This window comes from Deinococcus aerophilus (genome assembly GCF_014647075.1).
GTDB classification, from domain to species: Bacteria; Deinococcota; Deinococci; order Deinococcales; family Deinococcaceae; genus Deinococcus; species Deinococcus aerophilus.
Window position 1 is genome coordinate 1 of the sequence record NZ_BMOM01000028.1, and the last position, 25,472, is coordinate 25,472.

23 protein-coding genes are annotated in these 25,472 nt (G+C 69.4%); 10 read left to right on the top strand and 13 right to left on the bottom strand.

Features of this window, described 5'->3' with window-relative positions; translation table 11 throughout:
* Nucleotides 1–115 precede the first annotated feature (115 nt).
* Both IEY21_RS13530 and IEY21_RS13535 read left to right on the top strand, forming a co-directional pair.
* Nucleotides 116–1,267 (top strand): M28 family metallopeptidase, encoded by a 1,152-nt coding sequence (locus IEY21_RS13530; RefSeq protein ID WP_188904878.1) that lies wholly within the window; start codon nt 116–118, stop codon nt 1,265–1,267.
* Nucleotides 1,268–1,322: 55 nt separating this feature from the next.
* Nucleotides 1,323–2,852 carry an MFS transporter gene (locus IEY21_RS13535; protein WP_188904879.1) on the top strand — a complete coding sequence of 510 codons (1,530 nt, stop codon included), beginning with the start codon at nt 1,323–1,325 and terminating at the stop codon, nt 2,850–2,852.
* A 7-nt stretch (nt 2,853–2,859) separates the two neighbouring features.
* Here the strand turns inward: IEY21_RS13535 and mobA are convergent, their stop codons facing one another.
* Together mobA and IEY21_RS13545 are read right to left on the bottom strand one after the other, a co-directional pair.
* Nucleotides 2,860–3,435, bottom strand: coding sequence for a molybdenum cofactor guanylyltransferase (gene mobA / locus IEY21_RS13540; protein ID WP_373290523.1), 576 nt, complete (start codon nt 3,433–3,435; stop codon nt 2,860–2,862).
* Nucleotides 3,436–3,438: 3 nt separating this feature from the next.
* Entirely contained in the window at nt 3,439–4,935 is a 1,497-nt protein-coding gene (locus tag IEY21_RS13545) for an aldehyde dehydrogenase family protein (protein ID WP_188904880.1), read from the bottom strand.
* Between the two features lie 174 nt (nt 4,936–5,109).
* Here IEY21_RS13545 and IEY21_RS13550 point away from each other — a divergent pair, with 174 nt between their 5' ends.
* A complete protein-coding gene (locus IEY21_RS13550) occupies nt 5,110–5,550 on the top strand; it encodes a superoxide dismutase (RefSeq protein WP_188904881.1) in 441 nt (146 codons plus the stop codon).
* Nucleotides 5,551–5,632: 82 nt separating this feature from the next.
* Here IEY21_RS13550 and IEY21_RS13555 read toward each other — a convergent pair whose 3' ends face one another.
* Nucleotides 5,633–6,439, bottom strand: coding sequence for an EamA family transporter (locus IEY21_RS13555; protein WP_229753105.1), 807 nt, complete (start codon nt 6,437–6,439; stop codon nt 5,633–5,635).
* Nucleotides 6,440–6,560: 121 nt separating this feature from the next.
* Nucleotides 6,561–7,481 (bottom strand): hypothetical protein, encoded by a 921-nt coding sequence (locus tag IEY21_RS13560; protein WP_229753106.1) that lies wholly within the window; start codon nt 7,479–7,481, stop codon nt 6,561–6,563.
* 235 nt (nt 7,482–7,716) lie between these two features.
* Here IEY21_RS13560 and IEY21_RS13565 point away from each other — a divergent pair, with 235 nt between their 5' ends.
* Nucleotides 7,717–8,694 (top strand): ABC transporter substrate-binding protein, encoded by a 978-nt coding sequence (locus tag IEY21_RS13565; RefSeq protein ID WP_188904882.1) that lies wholly within the window; start codon nt 7,717–7,719, stop codon nt 8,692–8,694.
* A gap of 63 nt (nt 8,695–8,757) precedes the next feature.
* On the opposite strand, the gene IEY21_RS13570 is transcribed toward IEY21_RS13565, so the two are convergent.
* The 4 genes from IEY21_RS13570 to IEY21_RS13585 form a co-directional block, all read right to left on the bottom strand.
* Entirely contained in the window at nt 8,758–9,150 is a 393-nt protein-coding gene (locus IEY21_RS13570; RefSeq protein WP_188904883.1) for a hypothetical protein, read from the bottom strand.
* Nucleotides 9,151–9,214: 64 nt separating this feature from the next.
* Complete coding sequence (locus IEY21_RS13575) at nt 9,215–10,429, bottom strand: MFS transporter (protein WP_188904884.1); 1,215 nt, start codon at nt 10,427–10,429, stop codon at nt 9,215–9,217.
* A 55-nt stretch (nt 10,430–10,484) separates the two neighbouring features.
* Nucleotides 10,485–12,419, bottom strand: coding sequence for a beta strand repeat-containing protein (locus tag IEY21_RS13580; RefSeq protein ID WP_188904885.1), 1,935 nt, complete (start codon nt 12,417–12,419; stop codon nt 10,485–10,487).
* Nucleotides 12,420–12,834: 415 nt separating this feature from the next.
* Complete coding sequence (locus tag IEY21_RS13585) at nt 12,835–13,464, bottom strand: hypothetical protein (protein WP_188904886.1); 630 nt, start codon at nt 13,462–13,464, stop codon at nt 12,835–12,837.
* A gap of 108 nt (nt 13,465–13,572) precedes the next feature.
* Here IEY21_RS13585 and IEY21_RS17035 point away from each other — a divergent pair, with 108 nt between their 5' ends.
* Both IEY21_RS17035 and IEY21_RS13590 read left to right on the top strand, forming a co-directional pair.
* Entirely contained in the window at nt 13,573–13,704 is a 132-nt protein-coding gene (locus tag IEY21_RS17035) for a hypothetical protein (protein WP_268237809.1), read from the top strand.
* A 15-nt stretch (nt 13,705–13,719) separates the two neighbouring features.
* Nucleotides 13,720–14,604 carry a serine protein kinase RIO gene (locus IEY21_RS13590; RefSeq protein WP_188904887.1) on the top strand — a complete coding sequence of 295 codons (885 nt, stop codon included), beginning with the start codon at nt 13,720–13,722 and terminating at the stop codon, nt 14,602–14,604.
* A 197-nt stretch (nt 14,605–14,801) separates the two neighbouring features.
* Here the strand turns inward: IEY21_RS13590 and fumC are convergent, their stop codons facing one another.
* Together fumC and IEY21_RS13600 are read right to left on the bottom strand one after the other, a co-directional pair.
* On the bottom strand, nt 14,802–16,211 hold the full coding sequence (gene fumC, locus IEY21_RS13595; RefSeq protein ID WP_188904888.1) for a class II fumarate hydratase: 1,410 nt from the start codon (nt 16,209–16,211) through the stop codon (nt 14,802–14,804).
* 50 nt (nt 16,212–16,261) lie between these two features.
* Complete coding sequence (locus IEY21_RS13600; RefSeq protein WP_188904889.1) at nt 16,262–16,606, bottom strand: hypothetical protein; 345 nt, start codon at nt 16,604–16,606, stop codon at nt 16,262–16,264.
* A 317-nt stretch (nt 16,607–16,923) separates the two neighbouring features.
* Between IEY21_RS13600 and IEY21_RS13605 the strand changes: the two genes are divergently transcribed.
* The 4 genes from IEY21_RS13605 (at nt 16,924) to pta (ending at nt 22,385) form a co-directional block, all read left to right on the top strand.
* Complete coding sequence (locus tag IEY21_RS13605; RefSeq protein ID WP_229753107.1) at nt 16,924–17,691, top strand: AIM24 family protein; 768 nt, start codon at nt 16,924–16,926, stop codon at nt 17,689–17,691.
* Between the two features lie 79 nt (nt 17,692–17,770).
* On the top strand, nt 17,771–18,790 hold the full coding sequence (locus tag IEY21_RS13610) for a YpdA family putative bacillithiol disulfide reductase (protein WP_188904890.1): 1,020 nt from the start codon (nt 17,771–17,773) through the stop codon (nt 18,788–18,790).
* Nucleotides 18,791–18,884: 94 nt separating this feature from the next.
* Nucleotides 18,885–20,198, top strand: a complete 1,314-nt coding sequence (locus IEY21_RS13615; protein WP_188904891.1) for a VanW family protein — start codon at nt 18,885–18,887, stop codon at nt 20,196–20,198.
* A gap of 57 nt (nt 20,199–20,255) precedes the next feature.
* Nucleotides 20,256–22,385: a phosphate acetyltransferase gene (pta, locus tag IEY21_RS13620; RefSeq protein ID WP_188904892.1), complete on the top strand. Its 2,130-nt coding sequence runs from the start codon at nt 20,256–20,258 to the stop codon at nt 22,383–22,385.
* A 60-nt stretch (nt 22,386–22,445) separates the two neighbouring features.
* Here pta and IEY21_RS13625 read toward each other — a convergent pair whose 3' ends face one another.
* From IEY21_RS13625 to ddrC, 3 genes are all read right to left on the bottom strand, one after another.
* Nucleotides 22,446–23,552, bottom strand: a complete 1,107-nt coding sequence (locus tag IEY21_RS13625; RefSeq protein WP_188904893.1) for an LptF/LptG family permease — start codon at nt 23,550–23,552, stop codon at nt 22,446–22,448.
* Between the two features lie 4 nt (nt 23,553–23,556).
* The gene (locus tag IEY21_RS13630) at nt 23,557–24,600 is read right to left on the bottom strand and encodes an LptF/LptG family permease (RefSeq protein WP_188904894.1); all 1,044 of its coding nucleotides are present in this window, start codon (nt 24,598–24,600) and stop codon (nt 23,557–23,559) included.
* Between the two features lie 150 nt (nt 24,601–24,750).
* The gene (ddrC, locus tag IEY21_RS13635; protein ID WP_188904895.1) at nt 24,751–25,461 is read right to left on the bottom strand and encodes a DNA damage response protein DdrC; all 711 of its coding nucleotides are present in this window, start codon (nt 25,459–25,461) and stop codon (nt 24,751–24,753) included.
* Between the last annotated feature and the right edge of the window lie 11 nt (nt 25,462–25,472).

Below are 25,472 nucleotides of genomic sequence, written 5' to 3' on the forward strand. Positions count from 1 at the left end.
CCCGGTGGCATTTTCGGTTGTCACAAACAGAAAGTGTCCCCTACCGGGGACGCTTTCTCATACTTTGTGTCAGGCCGTCAGCTTTCACACCTCTTGTACCGTGGTCTACTGATCCATGCGACTGTTGATTCGGCCCGCGCTGCTGGCGTTGCTGGCCCTGCCGTCCAGCGCCGGAGCGCTGCTGGAGGACGACCTGCAGACGGTGCTGGGTTTCGGCCCCCGGGTGGCGGGCAGCCCGGCCAACGAAGCGGCGCGCGGGTATCTGGAAGCCCGGTTCCGGGCGCTGGGCTACCAGACGCGCCGCCAGCCTTTTGGCTACTCCCGTTTTGACGACCTGGGTTCGGACGTGAGTGTGGCCGGACAGGTGCGGGCGGGCCGGGCGCTGCAGGACTCTGCCGGGGGGACCGTGACTGCCACCGCCGTGCGCGTGCCCGGTGCCGGCACGCCTGAGGACTTTGCCCGTGTGGACGTGCGCGGCCGGGTGGCGGTGGTCACGCGCGGCGAGATTCCCTTTGTCCAGAAGGCCCGCGCTGCCCAGGCCGCGGGTGCGCTGGGCGTGGTCATCGTGAACCATGTGGCCGGCGAGCTGCGCGGCACCCTGGGCGAGCCGCTGGCCCTGCCGGTGCTGGGCGTCTCGCCGGAGGTGGGCGCGGCCCTGCCCGACGGCGCTCCCGTGACCCTGAACGTCCGCGTGCGCGAGGGCACGGTGCAGGGCGTCAACCTGATCGCCTTCAAGGGCGGGGGCGCGCCGCCGGAGGTGCTGTTCGGCGCCCATCTGGATTCGGTGTCCGGTGCGCCGGGAGCCAACGACAACCTCTCGGGCAGCCTGGCCGTGCTGGAGCTGGCGCGGCGGATGGCCAACACCCCGCTCTCGGCGCGCAGTTATTTCACGCTGTTCGACGGCGAGGAGGACGGCCTGCGGGGATCACGCGCCTTCGTTCAGGACCACCCGGAGGTGGTCGCAGGGCTGCGGGCCATGTTCAATCTGGACATGGTCGGCGTGAACGTCATGCCCCTGAGCATCAGCGGCGAGGCCGCCCTGGTCGCGGCGGCGCAGCGGGCCGGGGTGCCGGCCAGCGTGGGTGCGCCCGGCAGCAGCGATCAGGTGCCGTTCCGGCAGGCGGGCGTGCCCACCCTGTTCTTTCACCGGGGCCTGGACGCCCACTACCACCAGCCCGGAGATACGGCGCTCGACCCGGTGCTGGTCCGCGAGACGGTGGACGCCGCCCTGAAGATTGCCGGTGAAGTGCTGGGGCCGGTCCGGTGAAGTCGCGGTGCGGCTCCGCCACGGCCTACCCCTTCGCGCCCCCGCAGGAGCCGATATGCCCCATACCGCCGCCCGGCCCACCCCCCTGAGCCCCCAGGAACGCTGGACGCTGGCGGCGACGGTGGTGGGCTCCAGCATGGCCTTTCTGGACGGCACGGTGGTCAACGTGGCGCTGGCCTCGCTGCAGGCCGAGCTGGGTGCCACGGCGGCGGGGGTGCAGTGGGTGGTCAACGCCTACGCGCTGCTGCTCGCCGCACTCACGCTCTCGGGCGGGGCGCTGGGCGACGCTTACGGCCGCCGCCGGGTCTATGGCCTCGGCGTGGTCGTCTTTGCGCTCGCCTCGCTGGCCTGCGGGCTGGCCCCCAGCCTGCCGGTCCTGATCGCGGCGCGGGCGGTGCAGGGGGTGGGGGCCGCGCTGCTCGTGCCGGGCAGCCTCGCCATGATCGGGGCCATCTTTGATCCCCGGCGGCGGGGCCGGGGCGTGGGGCTGTGGAGTGCGGCGAGTTCGGTGATGACCCTGCTGGGGCCGGTGGCAGGCGGCCTGCTGGTGGACGCGGGCTCGTGGCGCTGGGTCTTTTTTATCAACCTGCCGCTGGCCGCCGGCGTGCTGTGGCTGCTGCGCCGTGTGCCCGAAACCCACGCCCCCGGCGCCCGCCCCGACTGGCCCGGCGCCCTGAGCGTCACGGCGGCGCTGGGCGGGCTGGCCTACGCCTTCACCCGCGCGGGCGAACACGGCTGGGACACCGTGACCTGGACCTCGCTGGCGGTCTCTGCGGCGGGCTTCGCTCTTTTTCTGTGGCACGAGGCCCGCACCGGGCGTCCCATGCTGCCGCTCTCGCTGTTCCGCAACCCGGTCTTTGCCGGCACCAACGCGCTCACCCTGCTGCTGTACGGCGCGCTGGGAGCCGTGGGGTTGTACCTGCCGCTGTACCTGATCGGCGCACTGGGCTACAGCGCCACCGCCGCCGGGGCCGCGCTGCTGCCGCTGTCGCTGCTGCTCGCCGGACTGTCGGGGGTGTTCGGCGCCCTGGCCGACCGGTATGGCCCGCGTCCCTTCCTGACCGCCGGTCCTGTCCTCGCCGGGGTGGGGTTTGCGCTGCTGGGGGTCGGCCGGAACTGGGGCGGGGGCAGCTACTGGACCGCCCTCCTGCCGGGCGCGCTGGTGCTGGGGCTGGGCATGGCCATGACGGTCGCGCCGCTGTCCAGCACGGTCATGGGCAGCGCCGGACGCAATCTCAGCGGTGTTGCCAGCGGGGTCAACAACGCCGTGGCCCGCGCCGGCGGGCTGCTCGCGGTCGCCGCGCTGGGCCTGCTGCTCGTCTCCAGCTACCGGGAGGCGCTGAGCACCCGCCTGGACGCCGCCGGAGCCAGCCCGCAGCTCCGGCAGAGCGCCGTGGCGCAGGCCAGCCGCCTGACCGACCTGCAGCTGCCGGGCAGCGCATCAGCGCAGACGCGGGGCGCCGTCCGCGTGGCCTTTGGGGACGCCTTCGGGGACGTGGCCCTGGCCTGCGGAGCGCTGGGGGTGCTGGGCGGCGTGGCCGGGTTCTTCTTTCTGGGGGGAACCCGGCCGGAAGACGCGGCGTGAGCGGCCCTCACGGACCGGGATCGATGTAGCGGGCCAGCTCGGCCGGGGTGTTCACGTTCCACAGCGCCTCCGACAGCCCTCCCACATGAACCGACTGTCCAGCCGGACAGGCCAGACGCAGCCGGCGTTCGCCCGCATCCAGCAGCGTCTGGATGTGCGGCAGCAGGTCACGGTGGTACAGCGCGGCGAGCGGCTGCGGGCGGCCCTCCGGGTCCAGCGGCAGCACGGCCCGGCTGTGGGGGGTGCGCGACGCGGCCAGCGCGGCCCAGAATGCCGGGGTCAGGCCGGGCAGGTCCACCCCCGTGAAGGCCAGCCAGCCGGGCGGCGCGTGCGTCAGGGCCGCTTCCAGGCCGGCCAGCGGCCCCTCGCCGGGGCGGGTGTCGGGTACCGTCTCCCAGCCCTCCAGGGCGTACTTCCCGGCCGGCGCGACGATCAGGCGCACGGAGCAGCCGCCCAGACTGTCGGCCACATGGCGCAGCAGCGGGCGGCCCCGCAGCACCGCCAGCGCCTTATCGGACCCGAAGCGGCTGGAGCGGCCCCCGGCAGTGATGGCCCCTGTGAAGTCGAAGAGCACCGGCAACACCCCCTACTCGCGGGGCCCGACCTGGCGCTCAAGCTGCCGCAGGGCCCAGGCGGTCAGGCGCGGCAGCGGGCGGCCATACGGCGGGTACAGAAAGCGCACCGGGGATGGGCTGGGCTCATGCAGAATGGCCCGCTCGTGGCTGAAGGTACGGAAGCCGTGTTCGCCGTGGTATTTGCCCATACCGCTGGGCCCCACGCCCCCGAAGGGCAGGTGCGGATTGATCAGATGAATAACGGTGCCGTTCACGACCATGCCGCCGCTGGTGGTTTCGCGGACCACCCGCCCGGTCACCGCCGGCTCGCCGGTAAACAGGTATAGCGCGAGCGGCGAATCCTGCCGCCGGATCAGGTCCAGCGCCCCGCCAAAATCGCGGTAGGTCAGCACCGGCAGCACCGGGCCAAACAGTTCCTCCTGCATCAGCGGCATCTCCGGCGTCACGTCGGCAACCACCGTGGGCGAGATAAAGCGCGCCTGCGGGTCGAAGTCGCCGCCGCGCACCACCCGCGCTCCCTGGGCCACGCTGTCGGCGGTCAGCTGCCTAAGCCGCCGCACGCTCTCGCCGTCCACCAGCCGGCCGTAGTCCGGTCCGGCGCGCAGCCACGCGTGGTCTCCGTAGCGCCGGGCGATCACGGCGTCGATTTCCAGCAGGAAGGCGGCGCACATGCGCTCGGGCAGCAGTACGTAATCCGGGGCCACACAGGTCTGCCCGGCGTTGAGCAGCTTGCCCCAGGCGATGCGCTCGGCGGCGTCCCTGAGGTTCGCGCTGTCGTGGATCAGGGCCGGGCTCTTGCCGCCCAGTTCCAGCGTCACGCTGGTCAGGTTCGGGGCGGCGGCGGCCATCACCCGGCGGCCCACCGCGCCGCTGCCGGTAAAGAAGATGTGGTCAAAGGGCAGGTCGGTCAGGGCCCGCGCCACCCCGGGACCACCCTCCAGTACCGCCACCAGCTTCGGCTCAAAGACGCTTTCCAGCAGCTCACGCAGGGCGCGGGCCGTGTGGGGAGCCTTCTCACTGGGCTTGAGGACCACCGTGTTGCCCGCCGCCAGACTGGCGACCAGCGGCGCCAGGGCCAGATTGACCGGGTAATTCCAGGGGCTCAGGATCAGCGTGACTCCGCGCGCCTGAAAGCGCACCTCGCTGCGGGTGCCCGGCAACATCAGCGGCGTGCCCACGCGGCGCGGGGCCATCCAGCGCCCCAGGCGGCGGAGGATGAACTGCGTCTCCTCCAGCACCGCATGGATCTCGCTGACCTCGGCCTCGGCGCGGCTCTTGCCCAGGTCGCGGGCCAGGGCGTCGGCCAGCCGTGCCCGCTGCGCCCGGATGGCGTCGTGCAGCCGCCGCAGGATGGCCTGCCGCTCGGGGGCAGTGGTCTGGGCGGCCTGCCAGCGCCACGCCCGCTGAGCGCCGAACACGGTCTGGATCTCCTGGGCCGAGGCCTCCCTCGGGGCAGGCGGCCCCGCACGGAACACTTCAGAAACGGGCGCTGCAGTACCGGTCGTCATGGGCAACCTCGCGGGAGGAGAAACGGGGAAAAGAGTGGACCCAGTATAGCTGGCCCGCCTGCGTCGGGATTCCCGTTAAGAGGAACATCACAAAGAAGCAGAGAAGACACTCACGGCGGCTGGCGGTGCTCAGACTGTGACCGAAAGACAATCCAGATTTGACGGAGGTTTCCCATGAACAAGATCCTGACCCTGCCCGCCCTGGCCCTCGCCCTCAGCGCCTGCACCATGATGTCGCCCGGCATGACCTACACGCTCTCCAAGCAGCCCGCGGGCATGGCGCTGAACTCCAGCGGCACCGTGATGCCCAAGATGGACGGCAGCATGGTGATGACCACCGCCAAGATCATGGGCCTGGCCCCCAACACCTACTACGTGGCGCACTACCACCTGCAGGGCACCCAGAGCACCAACCCCTGCGACAGTGGCGGCGCCCCGATCATGGCAAGCAAGCTCGTGGGCCAGACAGACGCCAGCGGCATGCTGATGCTCTCGGGCAGCGTGGCCAAGGCAGACGTCATGAACGCCACCTACTTCAACGTTCACACCGCCACCGGCCCCGACGGCACGCCCGCCGACGCCGGCGTAACCTGCACCGCCGTCAAGATGATGTAACCCCACGCGGACCTGCGGGTCCCCGCACGCGGCCCCGGCGTTCTGCCGGGGTTTTGTGCTGCCCTGACGTTCTGAGCGCCCGCTACCGGCCGGCGATCAGCGCCGCGCCGCTCAGCGCGAACACCACACCCAGCCACTGCGTCCCCCGCAGTCCCTCGCGCAGCACGGTGACCGCGAGCAGGGTGGTGAAAGCGGGGTACAGGCTGGAGAGCAGGGCCCCCACCGCCAGCCCACCCCCCTGCACCGCCAGCAGGTAGAACAGGTTGCCCAGCGTATCTCCCGGCGCGGAGGCGAGGATCAGCGCCGGGCCGCGCGGACGCAACCCGACCAGACGCGCGGCCAGCGGCACGGCGATCAGGGAACTGCTCAGGCGGGCTGCGCCGAGCACCCACAGCACACCGGGCGAGGTGGCCTGACCCAGCAGGGCGAAGAAGAAGCCGAAACCCAGCCCCGCGAGCAGGCCCAGCGGCACCCCCCCGGTGCCCCGTTCGCTGGGCGAGTACGCGAGCAGGCCGGTGCCCAGCAGCACCCCCAGCGCGCCCAGCCAGCCACCCCAGCCCAGAACCTCGCCCCCCAGCACGCCAAAGAGGACCGGCACCAGCGCCGAAAGTGCCCCCGTGCCCACCGACACTGCTCCCATCGGTCCCAGGGCCAGGGCGCGGTAGAAGGCGAGCACGGCGGCCAGACCGACCGCACCCGCCCCAGCTCCCCACCACAGGTCGCCCGCGGACGGCAACGGCTGCCCCAGCCCCACCGCGAGCAGCAGCATCACGGCGGCGCTGAGCGGGTGGGTCAGCGCCACCACCCGCAGCGGTGAGTCCCGGCGGCTCGCCACGCCCGACAGAAAATCGCCGACGCCGTACGTCAGCGCCGACAGCAGGCCGGACACGGCCGGATTCAAGGAAAAGGCCTCACCCGGCGAGTCTACAGACCAAAACAGAAGGACCGGACTTCATCGCCCGGTCCCTCGCTTACGGTTGCCGCACCTTTACGGAGCGGTCAATCGCTGTTTATTCCTCGTCGCGGCGGTTGTTGCCCCAGCCACGGTCGGCGCGGGCGCGGGGACGGAAGCCGCCCTCGCCGCCCTGCTCGCCCCCCTCGCGGGGAGCAGCGTCACGCGGGCGGAAGTCGCTGCCGCCGCTGCGGTCGTCACGGGGACGGTCGTCGCGCGGGCGGAAGGTCGGGCGATCCTCGCGGGGACGGAAGCCGCCGCCCTGGCCACCCTGACGGTCGCCGCCACGGTCGTCACGGCCCTGGTAGCCGCCACGGTCGTTGCCGCGGAAGCCGCCGCCCTGGTACCCGCCCTGGCCGCGGTCCTCGCGGGGACGGAAGCCGCCACCCTGGCCACCCTGACGGTCGCCGCCACGGTCGTCACGGCCCTGGTAGCCGCCACGGTCGTTGCCGCGGAAGCCGCCGCCCTGGCGGTCGCCGCCACGGTCATTGCGGCCCTGGTAGCCGCCCTGGCCGCGGTCCTCGCGGGGGCGGAAGCCGCCACCCTGGCGGTCGCCGCCACGGTCGTCACGGCCCTGGGGACCGCCGCTGCGCTCGGCGCCCTGACCCGCGCGGAAGCCGCCCTGACCCTGGGCTTCACGCATTTCGCGCATTTCACGGCGCAGGCCACGCAGTTCCTTGCCCTGGGCCTCGAGCATTTCCTTCATCTCACCCAGCAGGGCCAGCAGGTCGTCGGCGTCGATGTACTCGTCTTCGCCGTCCTCGCCTTCCTCGGTGTCCTCGCCCTGCATCTGCGCGGCGTCCTCGCTGCCGTCTTCCTGGCCCTCGGCGGCGGCTTCCTGGGCGTCCAGCACGCTGTCCTCGTCGGCCTCTCCGGCCAGTTCGGGCAGAATCTCACGCACCTCGGCGGGGGTCTGCTCGTGCATGTCCTGCTCCTGGGGGGCGTGTTCGCCCTGGCGCGGCTCGTTGTGGTCGGTCATGGTCATTCTCCTTTGTTTCCCTGCACTGCTGGTCAGGAACGTTCAAGCATATTGGCTCTCAAGATGCTGGCGGCTTCGGCCAGTGGCACACCTGTCATGGGTGCCGAGCGCGGGCGCACCCCCGAGTGTAGCATCCACGGGCAAGGCCGGAGCGGCGGCGTGAAAAATGGGCGAAGGCCCTTTCCGGCCCGCCCCCCGTCACAGACCCGTCATCCCCCGCTTCTATACTCGGTTCATGACGCGACTTGCCCTGCTCTCCCTGACCCTGCTGCTCGGGACCGGTCTTCAGGCCTCGGCGCAGGCCGCCCCAAAGGCGCCCACCCGCACGGTGAACATCGGCCTGGGCTACAACCCCGACGTGCAGTTCACGCCGTTCTATGTGGCCGACAAGCTGGGCTACTTCGCCGCCGAGGGCCTCAAGGTCAACTACCAGCACGGGTACGTGAACCAGCTGCTGCCGCTGCTGCTGCAGGGCAAGCTCGACTTCGTGGTGGGTGACCCGGAGGACGCCATCTTCGCCCGCAACCAGGGCGCAGACGTGAAGTACATCATGACCATGTACCAGAAAAATCCGGTCACGGTGTTCAGCCTCAAGCCCCTGAACGGTGTGGCCAGCCTGAAGGGCAAGACGGTGGGCATTCCCGGTCCCTACGGCAGCAGTTACCACGCCATCCAGGCCCTGCTCGACAGCGCGGACCTGACCGAGGGCAAGGACCTGACCCTCGCCAACATCGGCTTCACGCAGCAGGACGCCGTGCGCGCCGGACGGGTCGACGCCGCCGTGGGCTATGTCAACAACGACGTGGTGCTGCTGGGCAAATCCACCGGCCAGAAGGTCTACACCCTGGACATCTCGGGCGCGTATCCGATGGTCGGCGTGGGACTGATTGCCAGCGGCAAATCGCTGACCGGCGACCTGGCCGCCCGGGTGGTGCGCGCCTCCCAGCGTGGCCTGAAATTCACGGTGGCCGACCCCGCCCGCGCCTTCAAGCTGGCCCAGCCGGTATTCGGCACCGCCGGGACGCTGGAGATCCTGAAGGCGAGCACCCCGCTGGTCACCAGTGCCTACACGCAGAAAAACGGCATCGGCGCGAGCAACCCCGACGCCTGGACCAAGGCGGTGGCTGCCCTCGTCAAGCAGGGTAAGCTGCCTGCCGGGGCCAGGGCGACGGACTACTACACCAACGCATTTATCAGCAAGACGCTGAAGTAGGACGGCAGGCCACAGGCCGGGAAGCCCTCCTCTTCCCGGCCCCTGCGCCGCCGAGGTGAACGCTCAGCTTGCCAGGTGGTCTCCAGGCCTGACCTTGCCCATTGCGGGCCGCGTCATCCACAGCAGGGCGGCCAGGGCCGTGTTCAGAACAACGTTCACGACGGCGCTTTGCAGGGCGTAGTGCCCCACCGCCCACCAGTAGGCGTTGATGACCGCGTTCAGCAACAGCCCGAAGGCCAGGATGCCGGTCAGGGGCGCGTAACGCTGTGGGTCGTTGGAGCAGGTCCAGAACAGCGCGCCAAACGCGAGAAGAACGCCGCCGTATTCAGAGGCCAGCCCCCAGTTGGTCAGGTGGAGGGCAAAAATCTGATTGGCCAGCACCGGGAACAGCAGGGTGAGGCCAGCGAGGGCCAGCCAGACGGCAGCCAGACGAAAGGCCAGTTGCGGTGCAAACATAGACACTCCTCCTTATGTCGCAGGGGCACGCAAGCGGCAGCACCCACCTCCCGGCAATGGACGATCAGACTTCCTCCGGTTGTTGCTGGGGAACGGCGCTGAGGGTGGAGGCCAGGACGCAGACCAGCAAGGTGATGGCAGCGGCCAGCAGAAAGCCGAAGCGCAAACCGGTGTGGTGGGCGGTGAGCCCGATCAGGGGCGGCCCCACCAGAAAGCCGCTGTAGCCGAAGACGGAGACAAAGGCCACCCCCGCGCCTGCCGGAAGGCTGGGAAGACGCCCGGCCGCCGACACGATCAGGGGAAACATAGCCGCGTTGCCCAGGCCGACCAGCAGAAAGCCGAGTGCGCCGACCACCGGAGACCCTGCCAGCACACAGATCAGAAACCCCACGGTTGCCAGCAGCGCTCCCAGGCGCAACAACCGGGCCGCGCCCAGCCGGTCGCACAGACCGTCGCCCACCAGACGGCCAAACGCCATGGCCAGTGAAAACAGCGCGAAGCCCAGCGCCACCTGCCCCCCGGATGACAGGGCCAACTGCTGCAGATACACGGCGCTCCAGTCATTGACGCTGCCTTCAGTAAAGACGGCGCAGAAGCCCAGCACGCCGAGCAGGAGCAGGGTGCGGGGCAGACGCCACCGATTTCCGGGAGACGGCGGCGCTGTGACCGGCAGTTCCTCTGGGGCCGTCGTCAGGAGGTGCGGCAGTGCCAGGGCACCCAGACACGCCGTCGCCAGCGCCACAGCGAGCAGATGGACCCAGGCCGCCGTGAACGAAACCATCAGCCCTCCCAGCACGGTGCCGCTGAGGCCGCCCACGCTGAAGGCCGCGTGAAACGAGGACATCACCGGGCGGGCCAGCCGTTGCTCCACTAGGCTGGCCTGGGCATTCATGGCCACGTCCAGGGTTCCGGTCGCCGCGCCCAGCAGCAGCAACGCAGCGAACAAACCCAGCAGACTCGAGGACAACGCCGGGAGGGCCAGGCACAGGGCGTAGGCGGCCACGGCCCCGCCCACCAGGGTGCGGGTGCCGTAGCGTTTGAGCAGGGAGGGTGTCAGCGGCAAGAGGGTCATGGCCCCGGCGGCCACACCCAGCAGGGCAAATCCCAGATCACGCTCGCTCAGTCCCAGCTGGGCCTTGAGCGTGGGAATGCGGATCACCCAGTGGGCGAACCCGGCTCCGGCCACAAAAAAGACCAGGGTGGTTGCCGCCCGCGCTGCCCGAGCAGCCGCGTCAGACAGAAGGGGCGAGGAATCGCTTGACCAGAGATCTGCTGACATGCTGCTTCTCCCGTTCCCTGAATTCTGAAGGCCGCCGGACACCCCGGGGATGGGTTTACGGCTCGCTATACACGTTGTCGGGCGTGTTGCCGGTGACGCTGCCGCCGGGCTGGGCGTAGGTGGCCCTTTTGGTGTTCCGAATGCCCCCACCCTTATTCTTTGCCGTATTCCCGGTCACGCTGCCGCTGGAGATCGTCAGCTTGCCGTCGTTATAGAAGCCCCCCCCATCGCCATAGGTGTCGGTGGCCTGGTTGCCACTGACCGTGGCCCCTGACAGCGTAAATTGTGCGGCCGGATCGCCGTTGGTCGCACTGGCTGCACCCACGAAGACGCCGCCGCCGTACAGAGCGGTGTTGTCCTTGATCCCGCCGCCGCTGGCTATGAAGACAGCATTGGGATACATGCGGATGCCGCCGCCCCCACCTTCCCCCGCGCCTTTACCAGTGACTGTGTTGCCGCTGATCTCGCCGCCGGTCATAGTGACCTGACCGTCCAGCACCAGACCGCCGCCTGTGCGGGACGCACTGTTGGCGCTGATCACGCCGCCCGAGAGCGTGAGCTTGCCGCTCCTGAACACGCGAATGCCGCCGCCGCCGTCGGTGCTGCCGGTGACCTTGTTGCCACTGATCACGCCGCCCCCAATGGTGCTGTTCGTGTCGCCTCCAAGAGCGAGGCCGCCCCCACTGTTAACAGCTGTGTTGCCAGTGACGGTTCCGCCCGTCATGTTCAGGGTGGTGCGGCTCACCGCGATGCCACCACTGTTATCGCCCGCCGTATTGTTCCTGACGGTGGCGGTGCCCCCGAAGGTCACGGTGGAATTGGTGGTGCGACTGGCGGGGGTGAACAGCAACAGGCCGCCACCATTCTTGGACGCTGTATTGCCCTCGATGGTGCCGCCCGTGATGCTGGCGTCACGGAATATGCCCATGCCGCCTCCGTAAGGGGCCGCGTTGTCCCTCACAGCTCCGCCCGTCATCGTGAAGTTACCGTTGATCCACAGGCCCCCACCGCTGCCCCCCGCCGCGTCGTCAGTGACGCGGTTGTTCTCGATAGTGCCCCCGCCGAGAGTGATCCTCGGGCTGACCAAGTTGCCCTGCGCGTCCAGGGTGGACTGCACCGTGACCCCGCCGCCGAAATAGGACGCCGTGTTCCCGCTGACGCTGCCGCCCGTGATGGTCACGTCGCCGTTGCTGTAGATGCCCCCGCCCGCGCTGCCGGTCGTGTTCGTCCCGGTCTGGACCACCGGGGCGGTCACGGTATTGCCGTCCACCTTGCCCCCGCTGACCGTGGTGACGCTGTCCACCCCGCCGTAGATGCCGCCTCCGGAGTTGGTGGCCGTGTTCGCGCTGACGCTGCCTGCTTCCACTTTCAATGTGCCCTTGTTGAAGATGCCCCCGCCCCCACCGCTGCTTTCCTCCTTGTTCTCAGCCAGAACCTGCGCCGAGTTGCCGGTCACGCTGCTGCCGCCCCTGAGGCTCAGCGTTGCCCCTTTCAGGTTGGCGATCCCGCCGCCCATGTTGGCCGTGCCACCCGTGACGGTGGTGCCGTCCAGCGTCAGCGTGCCCTCGTTGAGCAGCACGCCGCCGTAGGTCGCCACGCTCAGCGCCTGCGGGCCAACCCGGGCCAGGGTGATGGGCGCTCCCATGCCGCCTTTCAGCATCCCGCCCTTGATGGTGACGGTCACGCCGCTCGGGATTTCCAGGGCGCGGCCCTTGCCATTTGCGTCAATGACGCCGCTGCCCAGATCAACCGTCACATTCCTGGAGACCGTCAGCGGGCTGCTCAGGGTAATCGAGCCAGAAGACAGGCGCAGCGTGTCTCCCGCCCCGGCGCTGGACAGCAACTCGCGCAGGGTACCGGGACCGCTGTCGGCCAGGCTGGTCACGGGCGTGCCCACCAGCGGTGGATCGACGTTGCCACCGCCGCAAGCGGCCAGCAGCAAAGACAGGGACAGAAGTGGAAGACCGAGCCGGACCAGTGGTGCGTTCATAGGGACCCCCTCTGCCCCGGACGGTGGCGGAGGGAGGGGGAACACCATCCGCCGCCATCAAGGGTGAGGCGAGTGTGAAGGGAGGGCCGTCAAATCACCGTCAAGGCGACGTCAACAGGGCCGTCACTGCGGTTTCGGGCGGTTTTTTGAAGGCGAAAGGCGACTTCGGGACGGCGGCTATCGGCCTCACTGCGACCAGTTACCGGCTCTGTTGAACAATCTGATCATCGTTGGTCCGGACGCCGCACACCACCTGGGCGGCCAGTTCAGCGCTTTCTACATCTCGCCAGCTTCGGCGCCAGGCACCGTCCAGTGGAGGCCGTCTTTCTTTGCGTCACCTCCACGCCCACCTGTATTGCCGCTGCTGGTCAGGAGGCGGCCTGCCGCAACAAGCCCGGGCAGCAGGCCCACCCGCCTACGATTTATTGCACGTCAGGTCGATCCGGAAACTGGGATCCCTGGTGCCCCAGGGCAGTTTCACGCCGGTTTCGCTGGGCTTAACCAGCCACACCAGTTTGGTGGGTTTGTGCGCGGCGCTGGCCTGGCCGCCGTCGGCCACGCTCAGGGTGCTGCGCCAGACCCCGGCGGGGGGCAACTGCTGGTAGGTGAATTTCTGCCCAGCCAGCGTGTCACTGATGTTCCAGGCCAGCGGCGTGCCGTCGGCATACAGGTACGACAGGTGCAGACTGTCGGCCACCTGCGCCGAGTCGCCCCCGCCCAGCATGTCCTTGGTGGCGTTGCGCATCTCCAAGTCAATCTTCCACTGCGCGCCGTCCTCGTCTGTGAAGCGGAGGTTGCTGAACTTGACGCGCCACACCCGGTTGAAGAGGGTCTGGCCAAGGCAGCCCTCCAGCACCGTGATCTGATTGGCCCCGCCGGCCACGGGCTCCTGGCCCGCCTGTGGGGCCGCCATCGCCGGGTTGGCAATGCTCAGAACGCCGCCGGCCGTGCTGACCCGGAATCCGGCGGCCTTCAGGGCACTGACCGGCACATACTCCTGACCACCGCTGCTCAGGGTGGTGCCGGGCACCGTGCGGCCGTTCACGCTGATGCGCAGCCCGGGCGGGCTTCACTAAGCCCGATGGCCTAGTGCCGTGCCGTCCGGCCCGCTCCTCTGGTACGCTACCCGCATCACCGAGAAGGAGGTGCGCCTATGACCCAGATCAACACGATGGACCGCCCGACGGCCAAGTTCAACCCCAGCCTTTTCCCTGCAAATCGGAGCGATTTTGTTGAACCACGTCACCATGCCGCCTCTGTCCCCGGACTGTTCCCCCTGGCCTGACCTGCAGAGGCACCCGTGAACGCCCGCTGGCTCGATGCCGAGCTGGAGGGCGCAGACACCAGCCCGGAGCGCCGGGGCAAATTCAAGAAAAAGAAGCTGCTGGGCCGCCGCAAGCTCGAAGACCTGGTTGCTGAGGACCCGGACCAGATCGCCGACGACACCATCCGCCGCCTGATCGACCGGGGCCACATCACCGGGATCGTGGCCGAACTCAAGAGCGGCAAGGAGGCCACCGCGTATGTGGCCCGTGGCCCGCGCGGCAGCGTGCTCGTCAAGCTGTACCGCGAGCTGGAGGCGCGCAGCTTCAAGAACGACGCCATCTACCGCGAGGGCCAGTGGATCGGCGATGTCCGCGCCGAGCGCGCCATGCAGGGCCGCAGCCGACGGGGGCTGGAGATGCTGCAGGGCATGTGGGTCAGCGCCGAGTACGCGCACCTGTGGACGCTGTGGCAGGCGGGCCTGAGCGTGCCCGAACCGCTGGTTGGCCCTAGCCCCTTCGACTACGAGGCGACCACACCCGCCGTTCTGATGCGCCTGATCGGCAGCGAGGACCAGCCCGCGCCGCGCCTGAGCGACGTCCGGCTGACGCCCGAAGAAGCCAGGAGCGCCTGGCACCAGTCCGTGCGGGGCATGGCCGACCTGCTGCGACTGGGCTACGCGCACGGCGACTACAGCACCTACAACCTGCTGTGGTGGGAGAACACCGTGATCATCATCGATTTTCCGCAGCTGACCACCCGCCAGAACCCCCATTTTACCCAGCTGCTGCGCCGCGACGCCCAGAGCCTGGTCACGAGCTTCCGCAAACACGGCATTCAGAGCGATGCCGAGACCACCCTGCGTGAGGTTCAGCGCTTGGCCCGGGAACGTGGTCCCGAGCCCCGGGTGATGCTGCCGTGAGCGGACCATCCCCATGGCCAGCGGAGCGGCCCGGCGGCACCAGCGGGAACAGCCCACAGCGTTCCATGCCGTGCTGGGCGACTTCCTGACCGGCCTTTCTGCGCGGCCCCGTCCCGACCTCCCCTGACCGTCTGAGCATCGGCCCCGGCCCTGCACAGGGAATGCAGGGGCCGGGGCCGACGTTTACTGCTTTTTGCTCAGCTGTGGGTCATCTCCAGCGGCACCACCCAGCGGTCGAATTCCTCGTCGGTCACGTGGCCCAGCGCCAGCGCCGCCGCCTTCAGGCTGCTGCCGTCCTTGTGGGCTTTCTTGGCAATGGCGGCGGCCTTGTCGTAGCCGATGTGCTTGTTCAGGGCCGTGACCTGCATCAGGTTGATGTCGAGGTTGTGCCCGATCTTCTCGCGGTTCGGCTCAATGCCCACCGCGCAGTTGTCGTTGAAGGCGAGGCAGGCGTCCGAGATCAGGCGGATGCTCTCCAGCACGGCGTGGACCATCACCGGCTTGAACACGTTGAGCTGGAAGTTGCCCTGCGAACCGGCAAAGGCGACGGTGGCGTCGTTGCCGAACACGCGGGTGGCAACCATGGTCAGCGCCTCGGACTGGGTGGGGTTTACCTTGCCGGGCATGATCGAGCTGCCGGGTTCATTCTCGGGAATCACGATCTCGCCGATGCCGTTGCGCGGCCCGCTCGCCAGCCAGCGCACGTCGTTCGCCATCTTCATCAGTGCGCCCGCCAGGGTCCGCAGCGCCGCCGATGTCTGCACCAGGGCGTCGTGGGCGCTCAGGGCAGCGAACTTGTTCTCGGCAGAGCGGAAGGCGAAGCCCGTTTCGGCCTCGTACTTCTTTGCCGCCAGATCACCGAATTGCGGGTGCGCGTTCAGGCCGGTGCCGACCGCCGTGCCGCCGATGGCGAGGTCCAGCAGCCCTTCTCCGGCGTGGCGCACTTCCGAGAGCGCGTAGTCCAGCTGCGCGACCCAGCCGCCGATCTCCTGCCCCAGCGTGATGGGGGTGGCGTCCTGCAGGTGGGTGCGGCCCACCTTCACGAGCCCGGCATGCTCCCTTGCCTTGGCGTCCAGGGTGTCGCGCAGCTTGCCCACGCTGCCGTACAGCCGCTCGCTCAGTTCCAGCACCACGGCGATGTGCATAGCGGTCGGGAAGGTATCGTTGCTGCTCTGGCCCCGGTTGACGTGGTCGTTGGGGTGGACCGGCGCCTTGCTGCCCATCGTTCCGCCCGCGAGTTCAATGGCGCGGTTGCTGATGACCTCGTTGGCGTTCATGTTGCTCTGGGTGCCGCTGCCGGTCTGAAACACCACCAGCGGAAAGTGGTCGTCCAGTTTCCCGGCAATGACCTCGTCGGCGGCCCGCACGATCAGGTCGGCCACGTCCTGCGGCAACTCACCCAGCTCAGCGTTTGCCTGCGCCGCCCCCTTCTTCAGGATGCCCAGCGCGCGGATCACCGGGCGGCCCCACACGAAGGTGTCGCGGCCAATCGGGAAGTTGTGGATCGAGCGCTCGGTCTGCGCGCCCCAGTACCGGTCGGCGGCGACCTCCAGCGTGCCCATGGTGTCGGATTCCTGGCGGGTCTGGGAAGAAGGGGTGGATGTCATGCCCTGAGTTTAAGGGTCGGCAGGCGTCACTTTCGGGGGAACGCAGACCCTCAGAACACGCAGCGACCGGAATCGCCGGGCCACTCCACACTCAGCCCGCTGGCCTCCGTGCCCGCGACCGTCAGCCCCTCGGGTCCGCTCCAGCCCACGCGCACGCTTCCGAGCACGCGGTTTTGCCAGCCCCGGGCAGCGGCCCAGCTGGTCCGGGTCAGCTCCGTCCAGAGGGGCGCGGCCTGCACCGCCATCTGCGGCGCACAGGCCTGGAAAAAGCCGCGGGCCACCTCCACGAGGGCCTGCCGCTGGAACGCGGTGGCCGAGGGCGCCTCCACATAGACCAGCACGGTGTTGATGGTCGAACTGTTCCCGGCGGCTCCCGGCGTGATCAGCACACGCACCGGTGATGTTCCCACACGCCTGTACACGGCGAAACTGTGGTTCCTGCCGGACACCGGGGCTTCCGTGACCGTTACGCCCGGCAAACCCCGCAGAACACGGTCCGGCGTGAGCGCCACAGGTGGTCCGCCGCTCCCCGCCAGCGCCGGCCCGCTCAGGCACAGGGCCAGCGCGGTCCAGCACGCCGAGGAACGGAATCTCCCGGGCCGACCCATCGCGTTCATGCGGCCCGAAAAGAGCGTCACCGCCGCCCGAGCAGAAGCGGAGCACCACCGGAACCATTTCACGTTTCCAGAGTACTCCCCCTACACTGCGGATCATGACCCACATGCAACTTGTTCAGGAGCAACGGGGCGACGGAGTGACCTTCCGCATTCACGCGCTGACCCATGTCACGCGGTACTCGGTGGGCACCGACGGCGACCTTGCCGAGACGCGCGTGATGGACGGACGCTTTACCGTGGAGGCTGAACTGCACGGCTCGGGCGTGCTGCTGGAGCCGGGGGCCTTTCAGTACAGCCACGGCACCATTTCGGCCAATGTGGAGCAGCAGGCCAAGGGCGGCTTTCTCAGCCGCGCCATCGCCACGGCGGGCACCGGGGAAAGCGCCTTTGCCACGCGCTTTACCGGACAGGGCCGGGTCTGGACCGAGCCGACCCGCAAGCACTTCATCATCGCGGAGGCGAGCGGCGCGCCCGGCGACGAGATGATTCTGGACGACAAGGCCTTCTACATGGCCCAGGACACCATGACGCTGGGCACCCACACCCACACCTCCATCGCCGGGGCGCTGTCGGGCAACGGCCTGCGCCAGCCCAAGCTCTCGGGCCGGGGCCTGTTCGTGGTCGAGTCCCCGGTGCCGGTCTCGGAGGTGGAGGTCATCGAGCTGGGCGGCAAGGACAGCCTGATCGTGGACGGCGACCTGATGCTGATGTACAGCGCGTCTCTGAAGGTGGAACTGCGCCCGCTGGTGCGCGGCATGCGCAACGCCATGCGCAGCGGCGAGGGGCTGGTGTTCATGATCAGCGGCGCGGGCACCGTATTCCTGACCCCCACCCACCGCAACCTCTCGGCAGCGACGCTGTAGGCCGGACCCTCCCCGGCGCGGCCCCCGCCCTTCTGCATAACTCACGGTCTGGACCGCCCCCGACTGACACAATGGCCGCATGAGTGCCCTGCCCGCAAACGAACTGTTCGATGTCGCCATCGTCGGCGCCGGCCCGGTGGGTCTGGCCGCCGCCATCGCCTGCAAACGCGCCGGCCTGAGCTACGTGGTGCTGGAAAAGGGCTGTGTGGTGAACGCCATCTTCGAGTACCCCACCTACATGTCGTTCTTCACCACTGCCCCCGAACTGGAAATCGGCAATCACCCGATGGTCACGGGCCACGACAAGCCCGACCGCCGCGACGCGCTGATGTACTACCGGCTCGTCACGCAACGTGAGGCGCTGAACGTGGAGCAGTACACCGCCGTGACAGCGGTCCACGCGGCCCCGGCGGGCTTCACGCTGGAGGTCGAGCGCCGCGACGGTACCCCCGATGTGGTGGAGGCCCGGCGGGTGGTGGTCGCCACCGGCTACTACGACAACCCCCTGCACCTGGGCATTCCCGGCGAGGACAGCGAGAATGTCAGCCACTACTACACCGAGGCCCACCCCTTCATGGGCCTGAACGTCACCGTGATCGGTGCGGGCAACTCGGCGGCAGACGCCGCGCTGGACCTGTGGCGCGGCGGCGCGAACGTGACCATGGTGGTCCGCGCGCCGGAACTCAAGAGCACCATCAAGTACTGGGTCCGGCCCGATCTGGAAAACCGCATCAAGGAGGGCAGCATCGCCGCCCACTTCAACGCGCGGGTGGTGGAGATTCACCCCGAACAGGTGGCCGTGCAGCGCGAGGACGGCACCACCTTTGATCTGCCCACCCACTTCACCTTCGCGCTCACCGGGTACCGCCCGGACCTGTCGTTCCTGTCTGGCCTGGGGCTGGCGCAGCAGGCCGACGACTGCCTGGTGCTGGATGAGCATTACCAGAGCAGCGTGCCGGGGCTGTTCGTGGCGGGCAGCGCGGGCTTTGCCGGCAGGACGAACACGGTGTTCATCGAGAACGGTCGCCACCACGCCGTCCTGGCGGTAGAAGAAATTGTGCGTCAACTGTCCGGGCACGCGGAGTTGCAGGTCGGGTAACCACGCCGCGCTGACGGATCTGGGCCATGAGGACCGCAGGCGGGGACGTTCACGCTTCACGGTGGGCGGCCCAGCGCATGAAATACTGGCGGGCATGAGTTCAAAACTCCGCTGGTCCCTGAGTCTGGGAGCGCTGCTGTTGACCGGTGCCTTGGCCCAGACCGTGGCTCCACCCCTCACACAGACGCCGGTCATTCCGGCGCTGCCCCTGACCGACCAGCCGGCGGTCCCCCCCGTGCCGGAGCCGGAGCCCACCCCTGCCCCCGCACCGGCAACGTCCACCCCAGCCCCTTCCGCGCCGGCGGCAGCTCCCCGTGTCTCCAACGCGCCGCTGCTGATCACCGTGCAGGCCCAGTGGCCCGCGCTGATCGGCGGCAAAAAGACCACCGTGCCGCTGACCCGCACGCTCACCATTCCCGGTTCGCGCATGGTCCAGATCCGTGAGCGCGGCGTGGTTACCCAGAGCCTGGAACAGGACCTCCAGGCCTTCGTGGCCGGCCTGAGCAGCCCGGCGCAGAACGCCCGCTTCGAGGAACTGTGGGACGGCTGGGGGGTCGTGCAGCGCAACGCCCTGCAGATTGATCTGGACGCCACCCGCGCCAATGTGCTCGCCGCCGTGCAGGACCCACGGGGCGTACAGGCGCAGGTGGTGGTGCGCGGACAGACGCCGCCGCAGCGCACCCTGGACTACTTTCTGAGCCGGGGCATCACCGCCCACCTGGGAACCGGCGAGACCAATTACTACGGCAGCAGCGCCGCGCGGATCAAGAATATTCACGTGGGGGCCGCCCGCTTCAAGGACCGGCTGTTCGAGGGCGGGGTCTTCTCCTTCAACAGCTTCGTCGGGCCGGTGACCCGGGAAAACGGGTTTGTGACCGGTCTGGTGATCGCCGGGGACCGAACGGCAAGCGGCGTGGGCGGCGGCATCTGTCAGGTCAGCACCACGGTGTTCCGCACGCTGTACGCAGCGGGTCTGCCGGTGGCCGAGCGCCAGAACCACTCGTATCAGGTGCACTACTACGATCCGCAGGGCATGGACGCGACCATCTACCAGCCCAGCCTGGACCTGAAGTTCACCAACGACAGCGGCTCCGGGCTGTGGTTCCAGACCGAGTGGAACGACGAGGAATCCCGCCTGAGCGTCCATGTGTTTGGCCGGGCGCGGGACTTCACGGTGCAAATCGGGGAGCCCAGAACCCTCAGCTCCACACCTTCGCCCGCCGACCGCGTGATTCCGGACGCCAGCCTGCCCGCCGGTCAGCGCAAGCAGGTGGACTGGGCCGCTCCCGGCGCGGTGATCGAGGTCACGCGCAAGTTCGTGCGCGGCGGCAAGGTCTTCAAGCAGGACACCCTCAAGAGCAGCTACCGTCCGTGGCCCAACATCTTCTTGGTGGGCACCCGCCGCTGAGCCACCGCTTCCGGCATCCCGGCGCCGCCCCCTCCCCCCCGTCAAGGAGCCCTGCCGATGAAAACCCTCTTTCTGGCCCCCACCCGCAACGCGGTGGGCCTGAGCAGCACGGCGCTGGGCCTGACCCGCGCGCTGGAGCGTCAGGGACTCAAGGTGGCCTTTCTCAAGCCGATCGCCCAGACCCACGAGGCGAGCACCGACGACAGCGTGCATTTCGCCCGGACCCTCGCGCACCTCAAGACCCCCGATCCGATTTCCCTGTCGCGGGCCGAGGAGCAGCTCAGCCACGGCGCCGAAGAGGAGCTGATGGAAACCGTGATCGCCCTGGCCCGCGAGGCCACCGGCGGCGGCGCGGCAACGGCCCTGGCCGATGTCCTGATCGTGGAGGGACTGGCGCTCAACGAGCGCAATGTCTACGCGGGGGCGCTGAACGCCTCGCTCGCCCGCAACCTGGAGGCGAGCACGGTGCTGGTGTCCAGCCTGAGCGGGGTCACGGCGGGAGGACTGGCCGATGAGCTGGAGATTGCCGCGCAGAACTACCGCCGCAGCGACGGCGGGGGGCTGTCGGGCTACGTCCTGAACTTTGCGCCGCCGGGACTGGACTTCGGCACGCTGATGGCCGATCTGCGCACCCACAGCCCGCTGCTTGCCAGCGGCGAACTGCCCCTGCTCGGGGTGGTCACCGAATCCCCGGCGCTGGCCGCGCCGCGCACGCTGGACGTGGCGCGGTGGCTGGGAGCCGAGGTGATCAACGAGGGCGAGGCCGGGCTGCGGCGGGTAACGAGCACGGTGGTGACGGCCCGCACCGTGCCGCGCATGGCCCACCTGTTCCAGCCCGGCGCGCTGGTCGTGACCCCCGGCGACCGTGAGGACGTGATCATGGCCGCCGCGCTCTCCCACCTCAGCGGCGTGCCGCTGGCGGGGCTGATGTTCACCTCGGGCAGCGCGCCCGAGGACAGCATCGAGAAGCTGTGCCGCGCGTCCCTGACCTCATCGTTGCCGGTGATGCGGGTGGGAACCAATTCCTTTGGCACCGCCTCGCGCCTCTCGCGCATGGACGCCCGCGTGCCGCACGACGACACCGACCGCATGGAGCGCATGCTGGACTTCATCGCCGACCGGCTGGACATCGTGCCGCTGGGCGCCCGCCTGCGCACGCCGGAGGTGACCGGCGAACGCCGCTTGCCGCCCAGCGCCTTTCGCTACGAGCTGATCCAGCGGGCCCGCGCCGCGAACAAACGCATCGTTCTGCCCGAGGGCGACGAGCCGCGCACCGTGCGTGCCGCCATCCGCTGCGCCCAGAAGGGCATTGCCCGCCCGGTGCTGCTCGCCACGCCGGAGCGGGTGCGGCAGGTTGCCGACGGCCTGGGCCTGACCCTGCCGGACGGTCTGGAGATGATTGACCCCGATACCATCCGCGCGAACTACGTGGCCCCGATGGTGGAACTGCGCAAGCACAAGGGGCTGACTGCCCCACAGGCCGAGGCGCAGCTGGAAGACACCGTGGTTCTGGGAACCATGATGCTCGCGCTGGACGAGGTGGACGGCCTGGTCTCGGGAGCCGTTCACACCACCGCCAACACGGTGCGCCCCGCCATGCAGCTGATCAAGACCGCTCCCGGCGCGGCGCTGATCTCCTCGGTGTTCTTCATGCTGATGCCCGAGCAGGTGCTCGTCTACGGCGACGCTGCGATCAATCCCAATCCCAATGCCGAGGAACTCGCCGACATCGCCATCCAGAGCGCCGACAGCGCCCAGGCCTTCGGCATCACGCCCCGGATTGCCATGCTGTCGTACAGCACCGGCGAGAGCGGCAGCGGCGAGGACGTGGAAAAGGTCCGGGTCGCCACCTCGCTGATCCGCCAGCGCCGCCCGGACCTGATGGTGGACGGCCCCATGCAGTACGACGCCGCCAGCGTCCTGAGCGTGGGCCGGCAGAAGGCCCCCGACAGCCCCGTGGCGGGCCGCGCCACGGTCTTTATCTTCCCCGACCTGAACACCGGCAACACCACCTACAAGGCCGTGCAACGGGCGGCGGGCGTGATCGCTGTGGGACCGATGTTGCAGGGCCTGCGCAAGCCGGTCAATGACCTGTCGCGCGGCGCACTGGTGGACGACATCGTGTACACGATTGCCCTGACGGCCATTCAGGCGGCGCAGGTCGCGGCGCAACACGCCGACGCCTGAGCCCTCTTCGCCGGGTGCCGGGCCGGCGCAGAGCCCTGGAGTTCGGTTTCCGGTCTGTCTTCAGCGGCGGTCGGTGAGCCACAGCAGGGCCGCTCCGGCGAGCACGGCAATCACGTCGGGCGCATAGGCCGCCAGCGCCGCCGGCAACGCGCCGTTCTCGCCCATCACCCGGAACACGCTGCCGGTGGCGTAGTACGCAAAGCTCAGCAGCAGCGCCCACACCAGCCCCAGGTCCCGCCCGCTGCGGAAGGTGAACACCGCCAGACTGACCGCAAAGAACGCCAGCGCCAGGGCCGCAAGCGGTTCGGCAAACTTGCGGTGCAGCGCGGTGAAGTCGGCGGGCGACTGAATGCCCTGCGTGCGGTAGGCCGCGACCCGGGACCACAGCTCGGGCAGCGGCGTGTAGATGGGCTTGAGCTGACCGCCACCCGCGTCCAGGTCCGCCTGCACATCCTGCACCGGCAGGCGGCCACTCTGGAAGGTCAGGACGGTGACCGGGCGGGCGTCCTGGTACGTCACGCGGCGGCCGTCGCGCAGTTCCAGCACGTTGCTGCCGGGCAGCAGCCGGCCGCTGCGGGCGGTGATCACCTCGCGTGGAGGCTGGCCGCCCTGCATGGTCACGATGCGCAGGTCGCGCAGTTCGCCGCCCGGCTCGATGGCCCCCACGCTGATGGCCCGGTCCAGGGCGTCGCGCAGCACCACGCTCTGGCCGTCGGCCCCGGTGCCGTCCAGGCCGATCACCCGCGGATTGTCGAACACGATTTCCTGCTTGACCTTGCGCTCCTGCACCTTGGCACGCGGCACCAGCCCCTCGCCCAGCGCGAAAGCGAGCACGGTCACGCCCAGTCCCAGCGCGAGCACCGGGCGCAGCAGCCGAGTGGCCGGAATCCCGGCGGCCAGAGCGCCCTTGAGTTCCGAGTCCGCACTCAGGCGCGACAGGCCCAGCAGCGCGGCGAACATCAGCGCGATGGGCAGGGCGCGGGCGGTGGCCTCGGGCACGTTCAGGGCGAGGACGCGGGCGACCAGCACCGGATTGGCCCCCTTGGCGAGCAGCGGCGCAATGACCTCCTGCAGGGCGGCCAGCACGAGCAGCACGATCACCGCCGACAGCGCCCCCAGCAGCAGCGGCAGGATCTCAGCCAGCACGTAGCGCTCAAAGCGTTTCATGCCGTCACCGCAGCCGCCAGGCCAGGCCGCCGGCCACGAGCAGGAAGGCCAGATTGGGCAGCCACGCGGCGAGCACGGGGTTCAGTGCTCCTGCCCCGGCCAGCCCCGGCACGGTGGTCCACAGCACATAGAAACTGACGATGAACACGAGGACAGCGGCGAAGGCGGCGGCGCGGTTGCGAATCAGCAGCCCCAGCATTCCGGCGGCCAGCGCGAACACCACCGGCGTGACCGGATCGGCGACGCGGGCAGCCAGCTGAAAGGCGTAGTCGCGCCGTCCCTTGCGGCTCAGGGTATCTCCGGCCAGGGCGGCGCGCAGCTCGGCGTTGCTCACCTGCTGGGCCTGGGGCGGCGGCGGACGCAGCGTATCGTTCTGGGCGATCACCAGGTCTCCGCGCTGCTGCCGGGGGTTCTGGCCGGGGCGGGTGACCCAGGCGTTCGGCAGGGTCCAGGTCTTCTTGCGCGTGTCCCAGGTGCCGTACAGCGCCGTGATGGTCTCGTCGCCGCGCTGGACCATCACGCCCTGCAGGTCGGCGACCCGGCTGCCCGTGTTGTTGGTCACGCGGCCCGCGTAATACAGCGCGCCGGGCGGGGCGTAGGTGTATTTCTCCTGCTGCGGCGGGGGCGGAGCGATGTTGTAGATGTTGTACCAGGCCCGGTCCCAGTTCGCCAGCCCCGCCGGAACCCAGATGCCCGCATTGAAGTACGCCAGCACCGCCACCAGCGCGAAGGGCAGCGCCAGCGGCCACACCAGGCTCAGCGGGCGCACGCCGCTGGCCAGGATGGCCTTGAGCTCGTTGTCGCGCTGCATGCGTGAGAAGGCCAGCAGGATGGCAAACGGCACGGCGAGCACCAGCGTCCGGTTCAGCACCGACGGCATCAGCGACAAAAAGGCCGCCAGCGCCTTGCTCAGCGGCGGGTGGTAGATCAGCAGCTTGCTCACGGTAGAGCTGAGGGCATCCACCATCTGCAGGGTCAGGAACAGCGCCACGCCTCCCCCGTACCAGCGCAAGACCTCACTCAGCACAGCTCGGGTCAGGATGGGCACGGCCGAGATTCTAGCGGTCCCGGATGAGGAAAGGGGGGCGGAGTGCCGTATGGCGGCGGGCCAGGGGCCCGGTGGCCCCCTTTCGCCTGTGCAAAGCAGAGAGACCAGGGACCGCCTCCCCACCGGGGCACGTTCCGCCCCAGGGTGCCCTTACCCCGCCTGCGGCGAGGGGCCGGCCTGCAGCGGGGCCTCCCAGCCCCGGCGCTCGTGGCGGGCAACATGCTCGTGCAGGCGCAGGATGGCCGCGTTGCCGTGGGCGCCGCGCTCCTGAATGGCGCGGGCGGTGGCGGTGTCCAGGTAGGCGAGGCGCAGCAGCTCGGTGCTGTTCAGGCCGTCGCGGGTGGCCTTCACGCCCCGCTCGCGGCGGATGGTGGCGCTGTCCACCCCCAGCACACTGCGGTTGCTGATGCTGCCCAGCTGACCGTACACGTTGCCCTCGCCGCCGTGACGGGCGACCGTGCTCATCAGTTCGCGCCGGGCGTCGGTGCTTTCCAGGCGGGCCGCCAGCCAGCGCCGCGCCTCGGGGTCGGCGTTGCGCTCGGCAATCTGGGCCGACAGGCGCACGTCCCCAGCCAGCGCGCGGGCCAGCAGATCCTGGGCCCGCCGCCGCCAGCGCCGCGCGCCCGGCGTGTCCAGCACAAAGGCCAGCCGCGCGAACTCGGGCAGGCTCAGGGTGGGTTCGGCCCCGGCCCCGAAGTCGCGGGGGGGTGAGGTCAGGTCGTGTTCGGCGGCCAGCGCAGGCCACCCGGCGTCGTCCTTCAGCCCCAGCTGGGCCAGGGCGGAAGGGGCGTGCAAGAAACCGTCGGCGCTGACGGGCAGCCGCACGGTGCCGAATTCCAGGGTCAACGGAGCGTTCTTCATACGTAGAGTAT